The sequence below is a fragment of the Enterobacter sp. SES19 genome, from assembly GCF_011765665.1.
GTDB lineage: Bacteria > Pseudomonadota > Gammaproteobacteria > Enterobacterales > Enterobacteriaceae > Enterobacter > Enterobacter pseudoroggenkampii.
In genome coordinates, this window is the sequence record NZ_CP050320.1 from 330,038 (window position 1) to 347,013 (window position 16,976).

Here is a 16,976-nt window from a genome sequence, read left to right on the forward strand (position 1 = left end):
GCATATGTCCGAGCAGTTTCTCTATTTCCTGCAGCAGATGTTTAACGGCGTTACGCTGGGAAGCACCTACGCGCTGATCGCCATCGGCTATACGATGGTTTACGGCATTATCGGCATGATCAACTTCGCCCACGGCGAGGTCTACATGATCGGTAGCTATGTCTCCTTTATGATTATCGCCGCCCTGATGATGATGGGCATCGACAGCAGCTGGCTGCTGGTCGCCGCCGGGTTTGTCGGCGCGATTGTGATAGCCAGCGCCTACGGCTGGAGCATCGAGCGCGTGGCCTACCGGCCGGTGCGCAGCTCCAAGCGCCTGATTGCGCTGATTTCCGCCATCGGGATGTCGATCTTCCTGCAAAACTACGTCAGCCTGACCGAAGGCTCGCGCGACGTGGCGTTGCCAAGCCTGTTTAACGGCCAGTGGATTGTGGGGGCCAGCGAAAACTTCGCGGCGTCTATCACCACCATGCAGCTGGTTATCTGGGTCGTGACCTTTATTGCGATGCTTGCCCTGACGCTGTTCATCCGCTACTCGCGGATGGGACGCGCCTGCCGCGCCTGCGCAGAAGATCTGAAGATGGCGAGCCTGCTCGGCATCAACACCGACCGCGTGATTGCCCTGACCTTCGTGATTGGCGCCGCGATGGCGGCGGTGGCGGGTGTCCTGCTCGGCCAGTTCTACGGCGTGATCAACCCGTACATCGGCTTTATGGCCGGGATGAAAGCCTTCACCGCGGCGGTACTGGGCGGTATCGGCAGTATTCCGGGCGCGATGATTGGCGGCCTGATCCTGGGCGTGGCGGAGGCGCTCTCCTCGGCGTATCTGAGCACGGAATATAAAGACGTGGTGTCGTTTGCCCTGCTGATTCTGGTTCTGCTGGTGATGCCTACCGGTATTCTGGGCCGTCCGGAGGTAGAGAAAGTATGAAACCGATGCATTTTGCAATGGCGCTGCTTTCTGCCGCCATGTTCTTCGTGCTGGCGGGCGTCTTTATGGGCGTCCAGTTAGGTCTGGACGGGACGAAGCTGGTGGTGGATACCGCCCCCGACATCCGCTGGCAGTGGGTATTTATCGGCACTGCCGTGGTGTTCCTGTTCCAGCTGTTGCGTCCGCTGTTCCAGAAGTCGCTGAAAAACGTCTCCGGGCCGAAATTCGTTCTGCCGGCCATCGACGGGTCTACCGTTAAGCAGAAGCTGTTCCTCGTAGCGCTGCTGGTGGCCGCCGTGGCGTGGCCGTTTGTGGTGTCTCGCGGCACCGTGGATATCGCCACTCTGACCATGATCTACGTGATTCTCGGTCTCGGTCTGAACGTGGTGGTGGGGCTCTCCGGCCTGCTGGTGCTGGGCTACGGCGGCTTCTACGCCATCGGCGCCTACACCTTCGCGCTGCTGAACCACTATTACGGCCTCGGCTTCTGGACCTGCCTGCCGCTGGCGGGGCTGGTCTCTGCCGCTGCCGGCTTTCTGCTTGGCTTCCCGGTATTGCGCCTGCGCGGTGACTACCTGGCGATTGTGACCTTAGGCTTCGGCGAAATCGTCCGTATCCTGCTGCTTAACAACACCGAAGTGACCGGCGGCCCGAACGGCATCAGCCAGATCCCGAAACCGACCTTCTTTGGCCTGGAGTTCAGCCGTACCGCCCGCGAAGGCGGCTGGGACACCTTCAGTAACTTCTTCGGCGTGAAGTATGACCCGTCCGACCGCGTAATCTGGCTCTATCTGGTGGCGCTGCTGCTGGTAGTGATTACCCTGTTCGTGATTAACCGTCTGCTGCGCATGCCGCTGGGCCGCGCGTGGGAAGCGCTGCGTGAAGATGAGATTGCCTGCCGCTCCCTGGGCCTGAACCCGACCCGCATCAAGCTGACCGCGTTCACCATCAGCGCCGCGTTTGCCGGTTTCGCCGGGACGCTGTTTGCCGCCCGTCAGGGCTTTGTGAGCCCGGAATCGTTCACCTTTGCCGAATCCGCCTTTGTGCTGGCGATTGTGGTGCTGGGCGGTATGGGCTCGCAGTTCGCCGTTATCCTCGCGGCCATCCTGCTGGTGGTCTCGCGCGAGCTGATGCGCGACTTTAACGAATACAGCATGCTGATGCTGGGTGGTTTGATGGTGCTGATGATGATCTGGCGTCCGCAGGGCTTGCTGCCGATGACTCGTCCACAGCTGAAGCTGAAACGCACTCAGGCGAAAGGAGAGCAGGCATGAGTCAGCCATTATTATCCGTTAACGGTCTGATGATGCGTTTTGGCGGCCTGCTGGCGGTCAACAATGTGTCACTGGATCTGCACAAGAAAGAGATTGTCTCCCTGATTGGCCCGAACGGCGCGGGGAAAACCACGGTCTTTAACTGCCTGACCGGCTTCTACAAGCCGACGGGCGGCACCATCATGCTGCGCGACAAGCATCTTGAAGGGCTGCCGGGCCAGCAGATTGCCCGCATGGGCGTGGTGCGTACCTTCCAGCACGTGCGTCTGTTCCGCGAGATGACGGTGATTGAGAACCTGCTGGTCGCGCAGCATCAGCAGCTGAAAACCGGGCTGTTCTCCGGCCTGCTGAAAACCCCGGCCTTCCGCCGCGCGCAGGATGAAGCGCTTGACCGCGCGGCGACCTGGCTCGACCGAATTGGCCTGCTGCAGCACGCCAACCGTCAGGCGAGCAACCTGGCCTACGGCGACCAGCGTCGTCTGGAGATTGTGCGCTGCATGGTGACCCAGCCGGAGATCCTGATGCTCGACGAACCGGCGGCAGGGCTCAACCCGAAAGAGACCAAAGAGCTGGACGAGCTGATTGCCGAACTGCGCGATCACCACGACACCACCATTCTGCTGATCGAGCACGACATGAAGCTGGTGATGGGCATTTCGGACCGTATCTACGTGGTTAACCAGGGTACGCCGCTGGCAAACGGCACGCCGGAAGAGATCCGCAACAACCCGGACGTGATCCGCGCATACCTGGGTGAGGCATAAGATGGAAAAAGCGATGTTAACGTTCGACAAGGTCAACGCGCACTACGGCAAGATCCAGGCGCTGCACGACGTCAGCCTGCATATCAATCAGGGTGAAATCGTGACCCTGATTGGCGCCAACGGCGCGGGTAAAACTACGCTGCTCGGCACCCTGTGCGGCGACCCGCGCGCTACCAGCGGGCGGATCGTGTTTGATGGTAAAGACATTACCGACTGGCAGACCGCCAGAATCATGCGTGAAGCGGTGGCGATTGTTCCGGAAGGGCGCCGGGTCTTCTCCCGCATGACGGTGGAAGAGAACCTGGCGATGGGCGGCTTCTTTGCTCACCGCGATGAATATCAGACCCGCATCAAGTGGGTGTACGAACTCTTCCCGCGCCTGTGGGAGCGCCGCATTCAGCGTGCGGGCACCATGTCCGGCGGTGAACAGCAGATGCTGGCGATAGGCCGCGCGCTGATGAGCCAGCCGCGTCTCCTGCTGCTGGACGAGCCGTCGCTCGGTCTGGCGCCGATCATCATCCAGCAGATTTTCGACACCATTGAGCAGCTGCGCAAAGAGGGGATGACCATCTTCCTCGTCGAGCAGAACGCCAACCAGGCGCTGAAGCTGGCTGACCGTGGCTACGTGCTGGAGAACGGCCGCGTAGTGCTGGAAGACACCGGCGACGCGCTGCTGGCGAACGAAGCGGTGCGGAGCGCGTATCTGGGCGGATAGGTAAAAGCAAAAAGGCAACGTAAGTTGCCTTTTTTAGTGTTTTCTCCCTCTCCCTGTGGGAGAGGGCCGGGGTGAGGGCACCAGACCGCACCCAACCATCCAACCCCCTTCACACAACCATCATCCCCCTGACGCCTGGCTGTCACTTATCTGTAAACAAACAGTTATTTTTCTGTAATTCGAGCATGTCATGTTACCTCGCGAGCATAAAACGCGTGATATCGCGCATCCGGCACAATAAGAGAGATGACAATGACATCGTTACGACACACAGCTTTGGGTCTGGCACTGGGTCTGGCTTTTGCGGCGAACGCAATGGCTGTCACCACCATTCCGTTCTGGCATTCAATGGAAGGGGAGTTGGGTAAAGAAGTTGACTCCCTGGCGCAACGTTTCAACGACACCCACCCGGATTACAAAATTGTGCCGGTGTACAAAGGCAACTATGAGCAGAGCCTGAGCGCGGGCATCGCCGCCTTCCGTACCGGCAACGCACCTGCACTGTTACAGGTTTATGAAGTGGGTACCGCCACTATGATGGCCTCCAAAGCCATCAAGCCGGTCTATGAAGTGTTCAAAGAAGCGGGTATCAACTTCGATGAATCCCAGTTCGTGCCGACCGTAGCGGGTTACTACACCGATTCCAAAACCGGCCATCTGCTGTCCCAGCCGTTTAACAGCTCTACTCCGGTGCTCTACTACAACAAAGATGCCTTCAAAAAAGCTGGTTTAGACCCGGAGCAGCCGCCAAAAACCTGGCAGGACCTGGCGGAGTACACCGCGAAGCTGAAAGCGGCGGGGATGAAGTGCGGCTACGCCAGCGGCTGGCAGGGTTGGATCCAGATTGAAAACTTCAGCGCCTGGCATGGCCTGCCGGTGGCGACCAAAAACAACGGCTTCGACGGCACCGATGCGGTACTGGAGTTCAACAAGCCGGAGCAGGTGAAGCACATCGCGCTGCTTGCCGACCTGAACAAGAAGGGCGACTTCAGCTACTTCGGGCGTAAAGACGAATCCACCGAGAAGTTCTACAACGGCGACTGCGCCATTACCACCGCCTCGTCCGGCTCGCTGGCGGATATCCGTCACTACGCCAAATTCAACTATGGCGTGGGCATGATGCCGTACGACGCTGACGTGAAGGGCGCGCCGCAGAACGCCATCATCGGCGGGGCGAGCCTGTGGGTGATGCAGGGTAAAGACAAGGGCACCTATAAAGGCGTGGCCGAATTCCTCGACTTCCTGGCCAAGCCTGAAAACGCCGCCGAGTGGCACCAGAAGACCGGTTACCTGCCGATCACCAAAGCCGCGTATGACCTGACCCGCGAGCAGGGCTTCTACAGCAAGAACCCAGGCGCGGACATCGCGACGCGCCAGATGCTGAACAAGCCGCCGTTGCCGTTCACTAAAGGCCTGCGCCTGGGCAACATGCCGCAGATCCGCACCATCGTGGATGAGGAGCTGGAAAGCGTGTGGACCGGGAAGAAAACGCCACAGCAGGCGCTGGACTCTGCGGTAGAGCGCGGAAATCAGCTGCTGCGCCGCTTTGAGCAGTCGACCAAATCGTAATTCAAACTAATCCCCCTCACCCTAACCCTCTCCCCAAAGGGGAGAGGGGACGATTACACCCTCGCCCCTTTGGGGAGAGGGGGCCGGGGTGAGGGGTGAATACCTACAGAGCAAACCTATGTCATCATCCCGTCCGGTGTTCCGTTCCCGCTGGCTGCCGTACCTGTTGGTCGCGCCGCAGCTGGTTATCACCGTTATCTTCTTTATCTGGCCTGCGGGCGAAGCGCTGTGGTACTCGGTACAAAGCGTCGATCCGTTCGGGCTCTCCAGCCAGTTTGTTGGCCTGGACAACTTCACCGCGCTGTTCCATGACAGCTACTACCTGGACGCCTTCTGGACGACGATGAAGTTCAGCGCGCTGGTCACCGTCAGCGGTCTTGTCGCATCGCTGTTTTTCGCCGCGCTGGTGGATTACGTGGTGCGCGGCAGCCGCCTGTATCAGACCCTGATGCTGCTGCCTTATGCCGTGGCACCCGCCGTCGCCGCCGTACTGTGGATTTTCCTGTTTAACCCCGGCCGCGGGTTGATTACCCATTTCCTGGCAGAGTTCGGCTACGACTGGAACCACGCCCAGAACAGCGGTCAGGCGATGTTCCTGGTGGTGTTCGCCTCGGTGTGGAAGCAGATCAGCTATAACTTCCTGTTCTTCTTTGCCGCGCTGCAGTCCATCCCGCGCTCGCTGGTGGAAGCCGCGGCAATTGACGGAGCAGGGCCTATTCGTCGCTTCTTCAGGCTGTCGCTGCCGCTGATCGCCCCGGTGAGTTTCTTCCTGCTGGTGGTTAACCTCGTGTACGCCTTCTTCGACACCTTCCCGGTGATCGACGCGGCGACCGCGGGCGGCCCGGTGCAGGCGACAACGACGCTTATCTATAAGATCTACCGCGAGGGTTTCGCCGGTCTGGATCTCTCCGCCTCTGCCGCGCAGTCGGTGGTGCTGATGTTCCTCGTCATCATCCTCACGGTGGTGCAGTTCCGCTATGTTGAAAGTAAGGTGCGCTACCAATGATTGAGAACCGTCGCGGGCTGACGATTTTCAGCCATACCATGCTGATTTTAGGGATTATCGTCATCCTGTTTCCGCTGTACGTGGCCTTTGTCGCCGCCACGCTGGACACCAAAGCGGTGTTCGACACGCCGATGACGCTGATCCCAGGCACGCATCTTTTCGAGAATATGAAGACCATCTGGACCCAGGGCGTGGGCGCCAACAGCGCGCCGTTCTGGCTGATGATGCTCAACAGCTTCATCATGGCGTTCGGCATTACGGTGGGCAAAATCACGGTGTCGATGCTGTCGGCCTTCGCCATCGTCTGGTTCCGCTTTCCGCTGCGTAACCTGTTTTTCTGGATGATTTTTATCACCCTGATGCTGCCGGTAGAGGTGCGTATCTTCCCGACGGTGGAGGTGATCGCCAACCTGAAGATGCTCGACAGCTACGCGGGCTTAACCCTGCCGCTGATGGCCTCGGCGACCGCCACCTTCCTGTTCCGCCAGTTCTTTATGACCCTGCCGGACGAGCTGATTGAAGCGGCGCGCATCGACGGCGCGTCGCCGATGCGCTTCTTCCGCGATATCGTGCTGCCGCTGTCGAAAACTAACCTTGCGGCGCTGTTTGTGATCACCTTTATCTACGGCTGGAACCAGTACCTGTGGCCGCTGCTGATTATTCAGGACGTCAACCTCGGCACCGCCGTGGCGGGCATCAAAGGCATGATCGCCACCGGCGAAGGCACCACCCTCTGGAACCAGGTAATGGCGGCGATGCTGCTGACCCTTATCCCACCCGTAGTCATTGTTTTAGCCATGCAACGTGCGTTTGTCCGCGGCCTGGTCGATAGCGAGAAATAAGATGGCAGGTTTAAAACTTCAGGCAGTAACCAAAAGCTGGGACGGCAAAACCCAGGTGATTCAGCCGCTGACGCTCGACGTGGCGGACGGGGAATTTATCGTGATGGTTGGCCCGTCCGGCTGCGGCAAATCCACGCTGCTGCGCATGGTGGCGGGGTTGGAGCGCGCGACCTCCGGGGATATCTGGATTGACCGTCAGCGCGTCACCGAGATGGAGCCCAAAGACCGCGGCATCGCGATGGTCTTCCAGAACTACGCTCTCTATCCGCACATGAGCGTGGAGGAGAACATGGCCTGGGGGCTGAAAATCCGCGGCATGGGCAAAGGCCATATCGAGGAGCGCGTGAAAGAGGCCGCCCGCATTCTGGAACTCGACGGCCTGCTCAAGCGCCGCCCGCGCGAGCTCTCCGGCGGCCAGCGCCAGCGCGTGGCGATGGGACGCGCCATCGTGCGCGACCCGGCGGTATTCCTGTTCGACGAGCCGCTCTCTAACCTCGACGCCAAGCTGCGCGTGCAGATGCGTCTTGAGCTGCAGCAGCTGCACCGTCGTCTGAAAACCACGTCACTGTACGTTACCCACGATCAGGTTGAGGCCATGACCCTCGCCCAGCGCGTGATGGTGATGAACAAAGGCGTTGCCGAGCAGATTGGCACCCCGGTGGAGGTGTACGAGAAACCGGCCACCCGCTTTGTGGCGAGCTTTATCGGCAGCCCGGCGATGAACCTGCTGGAAGGGCGCATCAGCAGCGCGGGCTCGCACTTTGAGCTGGAAAGCGGGATGGCATTGCCGATCAACTGGTACTATCGTGGCTACGCCGGGCGTAAGATGACGCTCGGTATCCGCCCGGAACATATCGGTTTAACCTCTCAGGCGGAAGGCGGCGTGCCGCTGGTCATGGACACGCTGGAGATGTTGGGTGCAGATAACCTGGCGCACGGGCGCTGGGGCGAGCAAAAAATGGTGGTGCGTCTGGCACATCAGGAGCGCCCTAAAGCCGGCAGCACGCTGTGGCTCCACCTGCCGGAAAATCACCTGCACTTATTTGACGGTGAAACAGGACAACGAGTATGAGCAACTGGCCTTATCCCCACGTCGTCGCCCACCGGGGCGGCGGTAAGCTGGCGCCGGAAAACACGCTGGCGGCGATTGACGTTGGCGCGCGCTACGGTCACACGATGATCGAGTTCGACGCCAAGCTGTCGAAAGACGGCGAGATTTTCCTGCTGCATGACGATAACCTCGAGCGCACCAGCAACGGCTGGGGCATCGCGGGCGAACTGCCGTGGCGCGACCTGCTGAAGGTAGACGCCGGAAGCTGGTACAGCGGTGAATTCAAAGGCGAACCGCTGCCGCTGCTGGCGGAAGTGGCGGATCGCTGTCGCCAGCACGGCATGATGGCCAATATCGAAATCAAACCGACCACCGGCACCGGGCCGCTGACGGGCAAAGTGATTGCTCTGGCCGCGCGCGAGCTGTGGGAGGGGATGACCGCGCCGCTGCTGTCATCATTTGAAATCGATGCGCTGGAGGCCGCACAGGCCGCAGCGCCGGAACTGCCGCGCGGACTGCTGCTGGACGAGTGGCGCGAGGACTGGCGCGAGCTGACGACGCGCTTAGCGTGTGTCTCTATTCATCTTAATCACAAGCTGCTGGATGAGGCGCGGGTGAAGATGCTGAAAGACGCGGGCCTGCGTATTCTGGTTTACACCGTCAATAAACCCCAGCGTGCGGCCGAACTGCTGCGCTGGGGCGTGGACAGCATCTGTACCGATGCGATAGACCTGATCGGCCCGGACTTTAGTTCTGCGGATTAAGCATACTGCCATTCGACTGCGGCGGCAGCATATGCTGCTGTCCGCTGCCTGACGAGGTCATCCCACCTAACATTCCGCCGTTTTTATTCGGCAACGGCTGCTCGCGCACCTGCCCCTGCTGCACGCGCTGGGTGTTGGCGTTCATCTGATTTTGCAGGCTTTGCTGCTGCATCTGGGTCTGCGTTCTCAGTTGCTGATTAAGCATCCCTTTCTGCTGCTGTTGCTGGCTCATCATCTCGGTCTGCATACGCTGCTGGCTCGGGATGACATAGCCCTGCTGGTTCGGGTTGTTCATGGTGTTGAGTGGCTGTGCGAGCGCGGCAAACGGGATCAGCGCCGTAAGAATCATCAAGCGTTTCATTGTCATTTCCTCCTCTTGAGGTCTCTCTTAAGTTTACCCTGATTTCACCATGACGATGATTTTTTAGGAGTTGTGAACCAGGCTTAAGCGGGGAATATGGATCCCTTCACCTGGAGAACAACAATCATGAAACCAACGTTTTTGCGCTGGGTCGCCCTCGCCGCGCTGATGGCAGGCGGTACATTTAGCGTGGCGGCCAACCCGCCCGCGGCGCCTCCGGTCTCTTACGGCGTGGAGGAAGATGTTTTTCATCCCGTGCGGGCAACCCATGGCATGGTAGCGTCCGTGGATGCGCTGGCAACAAAAGTGGGCGTCGATATTCTCAGGCAGGGCGGTAACGCGGTGGATGCCGCGGTCGCCGTCGGCTATGCGCTGGCGGTAACGCATCCGCAGGCGGGGAACCTGGGTGGCGGCGGCTTTATGATGCTGCGCACCAAAGACGGCAAAACGACGGCCATCGACTTCCGCGAGATGGCGCCTGCTCAGGCCTCCCGCGATATGTTCCTCGACGACCAGGGTAACCCTGACAGCAAAAAATCCCTGACCTCGCATCTCGCGACCGGCACGCCGGGCACCGTCGCGGGCTTCTCGCTGGCGCTGGAAAAATACGGCACCCTGCCGCTGAACAAGGTAGTGCAGCCTGCCATCAAGCTGGCGCGGGACGGCTTTGTGGTAAACGATGCGCTGGCGGACGATCTCAAAACCTACGGTAGCGAAGTCATTCCGAATCATGAAAACAGCAAAGCGATCTTCTGGAAAGACGGTGAGCCGCTGAAGAAGGGCGATAAGCTGGTGCAGAAGAACCTCGCTAAAAGCCTGGAGCTGATTGCAGAGCACGGTCCGGACGCCTTCTACAAAGGGGCGATTGCCGACCAGATTGCACAAGAGATGCAGAAGAACGGCGGGCTCATCACCAAAGCGGATCTGGCGGACTACAAGGCGGTGGAGCGCGAGCCGATTAGCGGCACCTACCGCGGTTACGAGGTCTTCTCCATGCCGCCGCCGTCTTCCGGTGGGATCCACATCGTGCAGATCCTCAATATTCTCGAAAACTTCGATATGCACAAGTTCGGCTTCGGCAGTGCGGATGCCATGCAGGTGATGGCGGAAGCGGAAAAACGCGCCTATGCCGACCGCTCGGAATATCTCGGCGATCCGGACTTCGTGAAGGTGCCGTGGCAGGCGCTGACCAACAAAGCCTATGCCAAATCCATTGCCGATCAGATCGACATCAACAAGGCTAAGCCGTCGAGCGAGATCCGCCCCGGCAAGCTGGCGCCGTATGAAAGCAACCAGACCACTCACTTCTCGGTGATGGATAAAGACGGTAACGCGGTGGCGGTGACCTATACGCTCAACACCACCTTCGGCACCGGGATTGTGGCGGGCAACAGCGGCATTCTGCTGAACAACGAGATGGATGACTTCTCTGCCAAACCGGGCGTGCCGAACGTCTACGGGCTGGTTGGCGGCGATGCGAATGCGGTAGGGCCGAAGAAACGTCCGCTGTCGTCCATGTCGCCCACCATCGTGGTGAAAGACGGGAAAACCTGGCTGGTGACCGGCAGCCCTGGCGGCAGCCGGATTATCACCACCGTGCTGCAAATGGTGGTGAACAGCATCGACTTTGGGATGAACGTCGCCGAAGCGACCAACGCCCCGCGTTTCCATCACCAGTGGCTGCCGGACGAGCTGCGCGTGGAGAAGGGTTTTAGCCCGGATACCATCAAGCTGCTGGAGCAGCGCGGTCAAAAAGTGGCGGTGAAAGAGGCGATGGGCAGTACGCAGAGCATTATGGTGGGTCCAGACGGGGCGCTGTTTGGCGCATCGGACCCGCGTTCAGTGGATGATTTGACGGCGGGGTATTGATTATTCCCCTCACCCTAACCCTCTCCCCACAGGGGAGAGGGGATTGCACGGTGCGGTCTTTTCTCCCTCGCCCCTATGGGGAGAGGGCCGGGGTGAGGGGAGTGTGTCACTTCATTCTCGCCATATAATACGCATCCACATACTCGCCGTTGCGCAGGGCATAGCGCTTGCCGGTGCCTTCAATTTCGAACCCGTGTTTTTTGTACACCGCAATCGCCGGCTCGTTATCGACAAACACCGTCAGCTCAATGCGGTCAACGCGCAGCCAGTTATCGCACATATCAATCATGGTACGCATCAGCGCGCTGGCTACGCCCCGGTTTTGCCACTGTGCGCCTACGCAAATCCCAAAATCAGCCACATGGCTGCGACGTGGGCGTTGCGCGACGGCAATGCACAGATGTCCGGCGACATTACCGTCTATGCAGGCGACAAGCTGCTTGATGCCGGGCTGGTCGGATAGCCGTTCTTGCCACATGTGTTCAGAGGGGTGAGGAACCTGTAGCGTGTTGTGGTACACCTCCGGCTGGGCGTGGATCTGACGAATGGCGTCATAATCTTTCGGTTCCGCGTGGCGTATCACTATCTCACTCATTCCTTGTTCCTCAGTCAGTTAAATGTCCCTTCCAACATCAATGACTTTAAAATTTGAGTCAACCGCTATTTTTTGCAAAAAGTATTGGACAAGTGCGAATGAGAATGATTATTATTGCTTTGCGTTCAGGAAGACCTCTACGGGAACCTGAAAGCACGACATTGCTCACATTGCTTCCAGTATTACTTTAGCCAGCTTTTAGCTGGCTTTTTTTTTGTTATGGTTAGACTCAGTAACCTTCCAAAAGGACTGAGCTATGACACTACATTGCGCATTTATTGGATTTGGTAAAAGTACGACCCGCTATCACCTGCCGTATGTTCTTAACCGCAAAGACAGCTGGCATGTGGCCCATATCTACCGCCGCCGCGCGAAGCCGGAAGAGCAATCCCCGCAGTATTCCCACATCCACTTCACCAGCGATCTCGATGAGGTACTGGGCGACCCGCAGGTTAAACTTGTTATCGTCTGCACCCATGCGGACAGCCATTTTGAGTATGCGAAACGCGCGCTCGAAGCGGGTAAAAACGTGCTGGTGGAAAAGCCGTTCACCCCGACTATCGCCGAAGCGAAAGAGCTGTTCGCGCTGGCGAAAAGCAAAGGTCTGACCGTTACGCCGTATCAGAACCGTCGCTTTGACAGCTGCTTCCTGACGGCGAAAAAAGCGATTGAAAGCGGCAAGCTGGGCGACATCGTGGAAATAGAAAGCCACTTCGATTACTACCGTCCGGTAGCGGAAACGCAACCCGGCCTGCCGCAGGACGGCTCGTTCTATGGTCTGGGCGTGCACACCATGGACCAGATCATCTCCCTGTTTGGCCGACCGGACCACGTGGCGTATGACATCCGCAGCCTGCGTAATAAAGCCAACCCGGACGATACTTTTGAAGCGCAGCTGTTCTACGGCGACCTGAAAGCCATCGTCAAAACCAGCCATCTGGTGAAGATCGACTACCCGAAATTTATCGTTCACGGCACCCGAGGCTCGTTCATTAAGTACGGTATTGACCAGCAGGAGACCAGCCTGAAGGCTAACATCATGCCGGGCGAACCGGGTTTTGCGGCGGATGATTCCGTGGGCGTCCTGGAGTACGTGAACGATGAGGGCGTAACGGTCAGGGAGGAGCTGAAACCGGAAACTGGCGACTATGGCCGCGTCTACGATGCGCTCTATGACACCCTTACATCCGGCGCGCCGAATTACGTCAAGGAATCTGACGTTCTGACCAACCTCGAAATCCTTGAACGGGCCTTCAAACAGGCTTCTCCTGCCACGGTAACCCTCGCAAAATAAGCAAAAACAGCTCCTCTGCGCTTGTTCATAATTTTTGAACAGAGGAGTCAATTTTCACCCTCTATGATCCCAGGCGGTTTGCGTCCACACTTACTCCATCGAAACGAACTGAGGGTGAAAACAATGATCTACTTACGCAAAGCAAACGAACGTGGTCACGCGAATCATGGCTGGCTGGACTCATGGCATTCATTCTCGTTTGCCGACTACTACGACCCGAACTTTATGGGCTTCTCCGCACTGCGCGTGATTAACGACGACGTGATTGATGCAGGGCAGGGCTTCGGTACCCACCCGCACAAAGACATGGAAATCCTGACCTATGTGCTGGAAGGGGCGGTTGAGCACCAGGACAGCATGGGCAACAAAGAGCAGGTTCCGGCGGGCGAGTTCCAGATTATGAGCGCGGGTACCGGGGTGCGTCACTCCGAGTACAACCCGAGCAAAACGGAAAAACTGCACCTGTATCAAATCTGGATCATTCCAGAAGAGACCGGCATCACGCCGCGCTACGAGCAGCGCCGCTTCGACGCGAAACAGGGCAAACAGCTGGTGCTGTCCCCGGATGCGCGTGAAGGTTCCCTGAAAGTGCATCAGGATATGGAGCTGTACCGCTGGGCGCTGGTGAAAGACGAACAGTCTGTTCATCAGATTGCCGCTAACCGCCGCGTCTGGATCCAGGTGGTGAAAGGTGAAGTGTCCATCAACGGCACTAAAGCAACCACAGCCGATGGTCTGGCCATCTGGGATGAGCAGGCGCTCTCCGTGCATGCCGACAGCGAAAGCGAAATTCTGCTGTTTGACCTGCCGCCGGTGTAATAAAACATAAATAAATACCCATCCTTCCCTTTGACAGGGGAAGGATGGGCTTTGTCCGTGATAAACTGAGCAAATCTCTCACTTCAAGATTTCTCAGGACGATGAAAAAGAAACGCCCCGTACTTCAGGATGTCGCCGATCGCGTCGGTGTGACCAAAATGACGGTCAGCCGTTTTTTACGTAACCCGGAACAGGTTTCCGTGGCGTTACGTGGCAAGATTGCCGCTGCCCTTGATGAACTGGGTTATATCCCCAACCGCGCACCCGATATTCTCTCCAATGCGACCAGCCGTGCGGTGGGCGTCCTGCTTCCATCCCTGACCAACCAGGTTTTCGCCGAAGTATTGCGGGGAATTGAAAGCGTCACCGATGCTTTTGGCTACCAGACCATGCTCGCCCACTATGGGTACAAGCCGGAACTGGAAGAGGAACGTCTTGAGTCGATGCTTTCCTGGAACATTGACGGCCTGATTTTAACCGAACGTACCCACACTGCCCGCACGCTCAAAATGATCGAAGTGGCGGGTATCCCTGTGGTGGAGCTGATGGACAGCCAGTCGCCGTGTCTCGATATTGCCGTTGGGTTCGATAACTTTGAAGCGGCGCGCCAGATGACGGCGGCCATCATCGCCCGTGGGCATCGTCATATCGCCTATCTGGGTGCGCGTCTTGATGAACGTACTATCATCAAACAGAAGGGATACGAGCAGGCGATGCTCGACGCAAACTTAACCCCGTACAGCGTGATGGTGGAGCAGTCCTCTTCCTATACGTCGGGTATTGAGCTGATGCGTCAGGCGCGGCGCGAGTATCCGCAACTGGACGGTATTTTCTGTACCAACGATGACCTGGCGGTTGGCGCGGCGTTTGAGTGTCAGCGTCTGGGGCTAAAGATCCCTGATGATATGGCGATCGCCGGTTTCCACGGCCACGACATTGGCCAGGTGATGGAGCCGCGTCTGGCGAGCGTCCTGACCCCGCGTGAACGTATGGGCCGTATTGGCGCAGAACGCCTGCTGGCGCGCATTCGTGGTGAGGCAGTTACCCCGAAAATGTTAGATTTAGGTTTCACCTTGTCACCGGGTGGATCTATTTGAACTGACAAATTTGAAGTAGCTCACACTTATTCACTTCGCGCACGTTTGGATATTGCTTCTCTTTTGCCCCGGCAGGACAATGTTACCGATAACTGTTACCCGTAACAATTGACTGAGGGACACCCTTTGAGCACGACTAATCACGATCACCACGTCTACGTCCTGATGGGCGTTTCCGGTAGCGGGAAATCAGCCGTAGCCAGCGAAGTGGCGCATCAACTCCAGGCTGCGTTCCTTGATGGCGACTTCCTCCATCCGCGCAGCAACATCATGAAAATGGCCTCCGGCGAGCCGCTGAACGACGACGACCGCAAACCGTGGTTGCAGGCGCTGAATGACGCCGCGTTCGCTATGCAGCGTACCAATAAAGTCTCCCTGATCGTCTGCTCTGCGCTGAAAAAAACCTACCGCGACCTGCTGCGCGACGGTAACCCGAACCTCTCTTTCATCTACCTGAAAGGGAATTTCGAGGTGATTGAAAGCCGTCTGAAGGCGCGTAAAGGTCACTTCTTCAAAACCCAGATGCTGGTGACGCAGTTCGAAGCGCTGCAGGAGCCGGGTGAAGACGAGAAAGACGTCTTAGTGGTTGATATCGATCAGCCACTGGAGGGTGTTGTTGCCAGCACCATCGAGGTCATTAATAAAAGGCAGTAAGTTTTGAGTACATTGACGCTAGTTTTGACAGCAGTGGGTTCCGTGTTGCTGCTGCTGTTTTTAGTGATGAAGGCGCGTATGCACGCTTTTGTTGCTTTGATGGTGGTTTCTATAGGTGCAGGTCTCTTTTCCGGTATGCCGCTCGACAAGATCGCCGCAACGATGGAAAAAGGGATGGGCGGTACGCTGGGCTTCCTGGCGATTGTGGTGGCCCTTGGCGCGATGTTTGGCAAGATTTTGCACGAGACGGGCGCGGTCGACCAGATTGCCGTCAAAATGCTGAAATCCTTCGGCCACAGCCGCGCGCACTACGCGATTGGCCTGGCGGGCCTGATTTGCGCGCTGCCGCTGTTCTTTGAAGTGGCCGTTGTGCTGCTGATAAGCGTCGCGTTCTCCATGGCGCGCCATACCGGCACAAACCTTGTGAAGCTGGTTATTCCACTGTTTGCGGGCGTGGCGGCGGCCGCGGCGTTTCTGCTGCCTGGGCCTGCGCCGATGCTGCTGGCGTCCCAGATGCACGCTGACTTTGGCTGGATGATCCTGATTGGCCTGTGCGCGGCAATCCCGGGGATGATTATTGCCGGTCCGCTGTGGGGCAACTTCATCAGCCGTTACGTTGAGCTGCATATCCCGGATGACATCACCGAGCCGCACCTGGGCGAGGGCAAAATGCCGTCCTTCGGCTTCAGCCTGTCGCTGATCCTGCTCCCGCTGGTTCTCGTGGGTTTGAAAACCATCGCCGCGCGCTTTGTGCCGGTGGGCTCCAGCGCCTATGAATGGTTTGAGTTCATCGGGCACCCGTTCACGGCGATCCTGGTGGCCTGTCTGGTGGCGATTTACGGCCTGGCGATGCGTCAGGGAATGCCAAAAGACCGGGTGATGGAGATCTGCGGTGCCGCGCTGCAGCCTGCGGGGATTATCCTGCTGGTGATCGGTGCTGGCGGCGTGTTCAAGCAGGTACTGGTGGATTCCGGCGTGGGCCCGGCTCTGGGCGAAGCGCTGACCGGGATGGGCCTGCCGATTGCGGTAACCTGCTTCGTGCTGGCGGCGGCGGTGCGTATCATCCAGGGTTCCGCAACCGTGGCGTGTTTAACCGCCGTGGGTCTGGTGATGCCAGTGATTGAACAGCTGAACTATTCCGGTGCGCAGATGGCCGCGCTGTCTATCTGTATCGCGGGCGGTTCGATTGTGGTCTCTCACGTTAACGACGCGGGCTTCTGGCTGTTCGGTAAATTTACCGGCGCCACCGAAGCGCAAACCCTGAAAACCTGGACGCTGATGGAAACCATTCTCGGCACGACGGGTGCAATTGTCGGGATGATTGCCTTTACGCTGCTCAGCTGAGGGCGGTGATTTAACAAGGCTAAAAAT

17 protein-coding genes are annotated in these 16,976 nt (G+C 58.2%); 15 read left to right on the forward strand and 2 right to left on the reverse strand.

Annotation, left to right across the window (positions count from 1 at the left end; all coding sequences use genetic code 11):
• The first annotated feature begins 4 nt into the window (after positions 1-4).
• From livH to ugpQ, 9 genes are all read left to right on the forward strand, one after another.
• A complete protein-coding gene (gene livH, locus GXP72_RS01495; RefSeq protein WP_008500099.1) occupies positions 5-931 on the forward strand; it encodes a high-affinity branched-chain amino acid ABC transporter permease LivH in 927 nt (308 codons plus the stop codon).
• Positions 928-2,205 carry a high-affinity branched-chain amino acid ABC transporter permease LivM gene (locus GXP72_RS01500; protein ID WP_024906697.1) on the forward strand — a complete coding sequence of 426 codons (1,278 nt, stop codon included), beginning with the start codon at positions 928-930 and terminating at the stop codon, positions 2,203-2,205. The genes livH and GXP72_RS01500 overlap by 4 nt, the downstream gene beginning before the upstream one ends.
• Positions 2,202-2,969, forward strand: a complete 768-nt coding sequence (livG, locus tag GXP72_RS01505; RefSeq protein WP_024906698.1) for a high-affinity branched-chain amino acid ABC transporter ATP-binding protein LivG — start codon at positions 2,202-2,204, stop codon at positions 2,967-2,969. Before GXP72_RS01500 ends, livG begins: the two co-directional genes overlap by 4 nt.
• A gap of 1 nt (position 2,970) precedes the next feature.
• The gene (livF, locus tag GXP72_RS01510; protein ID WP_008500102.1) at positions 2,971-3,684 is read left to right on the forward strand and encodes a high-affinity branched-chain amino acid ABC transporter ATP-binding protein LivF; all 714 of its coding nucleotides are present in this window, start codon (positions 2,971-2,973) and stop codon (positions 3,682-3,684) included.
• 252 nt (positions 3,685-3,936) lie between these two features.
• Entirely contained in the window at positions 3,937-5,253 is a 1,317-nt protein-coding gene (ugpB, locus tag GXP72_RS01515) for a sn-glycerol-3-phosphate ABC transporter substrate-binding protein UgpB (RefSeq protein ID WP_047743093.1), read from the forward strand.
• Positions 5,254-5,371: 118 nt separating this feature from the next.
• Positions 5,372-6,259, forward strand: coding sequence for a sn-glycerol-3-phosphate ABC transporter permease UgpA (gene ugpA / locus GXP72_RS01520; protein WP_045328892.1), 888 nt, complete (start codon positions 5,372-5,374; stop codon positions 6,257-6,259).
• A complete protein-coding gene (gene ugpE / locus GXP72_RS01525) occupies positions 6,256-7,101 on the forward strand; it encodes a sn-glycerol-3-phosphate ABC transporter permease UgpE (RefSeq protein WP_013099125.1) in 846 nt (281 codons plus the stop codon). The genes ugpA and ugpE overlap by 4 nt, the downstream gene beginning before the upstream one ends.
• Before the next feature lies 1 nt (position 7,102).
• Positions 7,103-8,173: a sn-glycerol-3-phosphate import ATP-binding protein UgpC gene (locus tag GXP72_RS01530; RefSeq protein WP_090420788.1), complete on the forward strand. Its 1,071-nt coding sequence runs from the start codon at positions 7,103-7,105 to the stop codon at positions 8,171-8,173.
• Entirely contained in the window at positions 8,170-8,916 is a 747-nt protein-coding gene (ugpQ, locus tag GXP72_RS01535; protein WP_090420785.1) for a glycerophosphodiester phosphodiesterase, read from the forward strand. Before GXP72_RS01530 ends, ugpQ begins: the two co-directional genes overlap by 4 nt.
• Here ugpQ and GXP72_RS01540 read toward each other — a convergent pair.
• Entirely contained in the window at positions 8,900-9,277 is a 378-nt protein-coding gene (locus GXP72_RS01540) for a DUF2756 family protein (RefSeq protein ID WP_023326493.1), read from the reverse strand. The two genes, ugpQ and GXP72_RS01540, sit on opposite strands and share 17 nt — an antisense overlap.
• A 126-nt stretch (positions 9,278-9,403) precedes the next feature.
• Between GXP72_RS01540 and ggt the strand changes: the two genes are divergently transcribed.
• Positions 9,404-11,146, forward strand: a complete 1,743-nt coding sequence (gene ggt, locus GXP72_RS01545) for a gamma-glutamyltransferase (protein ID WP_090420783.1) — start codon at positions 9,404-9,406, stop codon at positions 11,144-11,146.
• Positions 11,147-11,252: 106 nt separating this feature from the next.
• Here the strand turns inward: ggt and yhhY are convergent, their stop codons facing one another.
• Positions 11,253-11,741, reverse strand: a complete 489-nt coding sequence (gene yhhY / locus GXP72_RS01550; protein ID WP_048989814.1) for an N-acetyltransferase — start codon at positions 11,739-11,741, stop codon at positions 11,253-11,255.
• Positions 11,742-11,997: 256 nt separating this feature from the next.
• On the opposite strand from yhhY, the gene GXP72_RS01555 reads away from it, so the two are divergent.
• The 5 genes from GXP72_RS01555 (at position 11,998) to gntU (ending at position 16,949) form a co-directional block, all read left to right on the forward strand.
• The gene (locus tag GXP72_RS01555; RefSeq protein ID WP_090420780.1) at positions 11,998-13,035 is read left to right on the forward strand and encodes an oxidoreductase; all 1,038 of its coding nucleotides are present in this window, start codon (positions 11,998-12,000) and stop codon (positions 13,033-13,035) included.
• A gap of 123 nt (positions 13,036-13,158) precedes the next feature.
• The gene (locus tag GXP72_RS01560; RefSeq protein ID WP_090420777.1) at positions 13,159-13,854 is read left to right on the forward strand and encodes a pirin family protein; all 696 of its coding nucleotides are present in this window, start codon (positions 13,159-13,161) and stop codon (positions 13,852-13,854) included.
• 101 nt (positions 13,855-13,955) lie between these two features.
• Positions 13,956-14,951, forward strand: a complete 996-nt coding sequence (gntR, locus tag GXP72_RS01565) for a gluconate operon transcriptional repressor GntR (protein ID WP_024906706.1) — start codon at positions 13,956-13,958, stop codon at positions 14,949-14,951.
• Positions 14,952-15,077: 126 nt separating this feature from the next.
• Complete coding sequence (gene gntK / locus GXP72_RS01570; protein ID WP_090420773.1) at positions 15,078-15,605, forward strand: gluconokinase; 528 nt, start codon at positions 15,078-15,080, stop codon at positions 15,603-15,605.
• 3 nt (positions 15,606-15,608) lie between these two features.
• Complete coding sequence (gene gntU, locus GXP72_RS01575; RefSeq protein ID WP_010436459.1) at positions 15,609-16,949, forward strand: gluconate transporter; 1,341 nt, start codon at positions 15,609-15,611, stop codon at positions 16,947-16,949.
• The last annotated feature ends 27 nt before the right edge of the window (positions 16,950-16,976 follow it).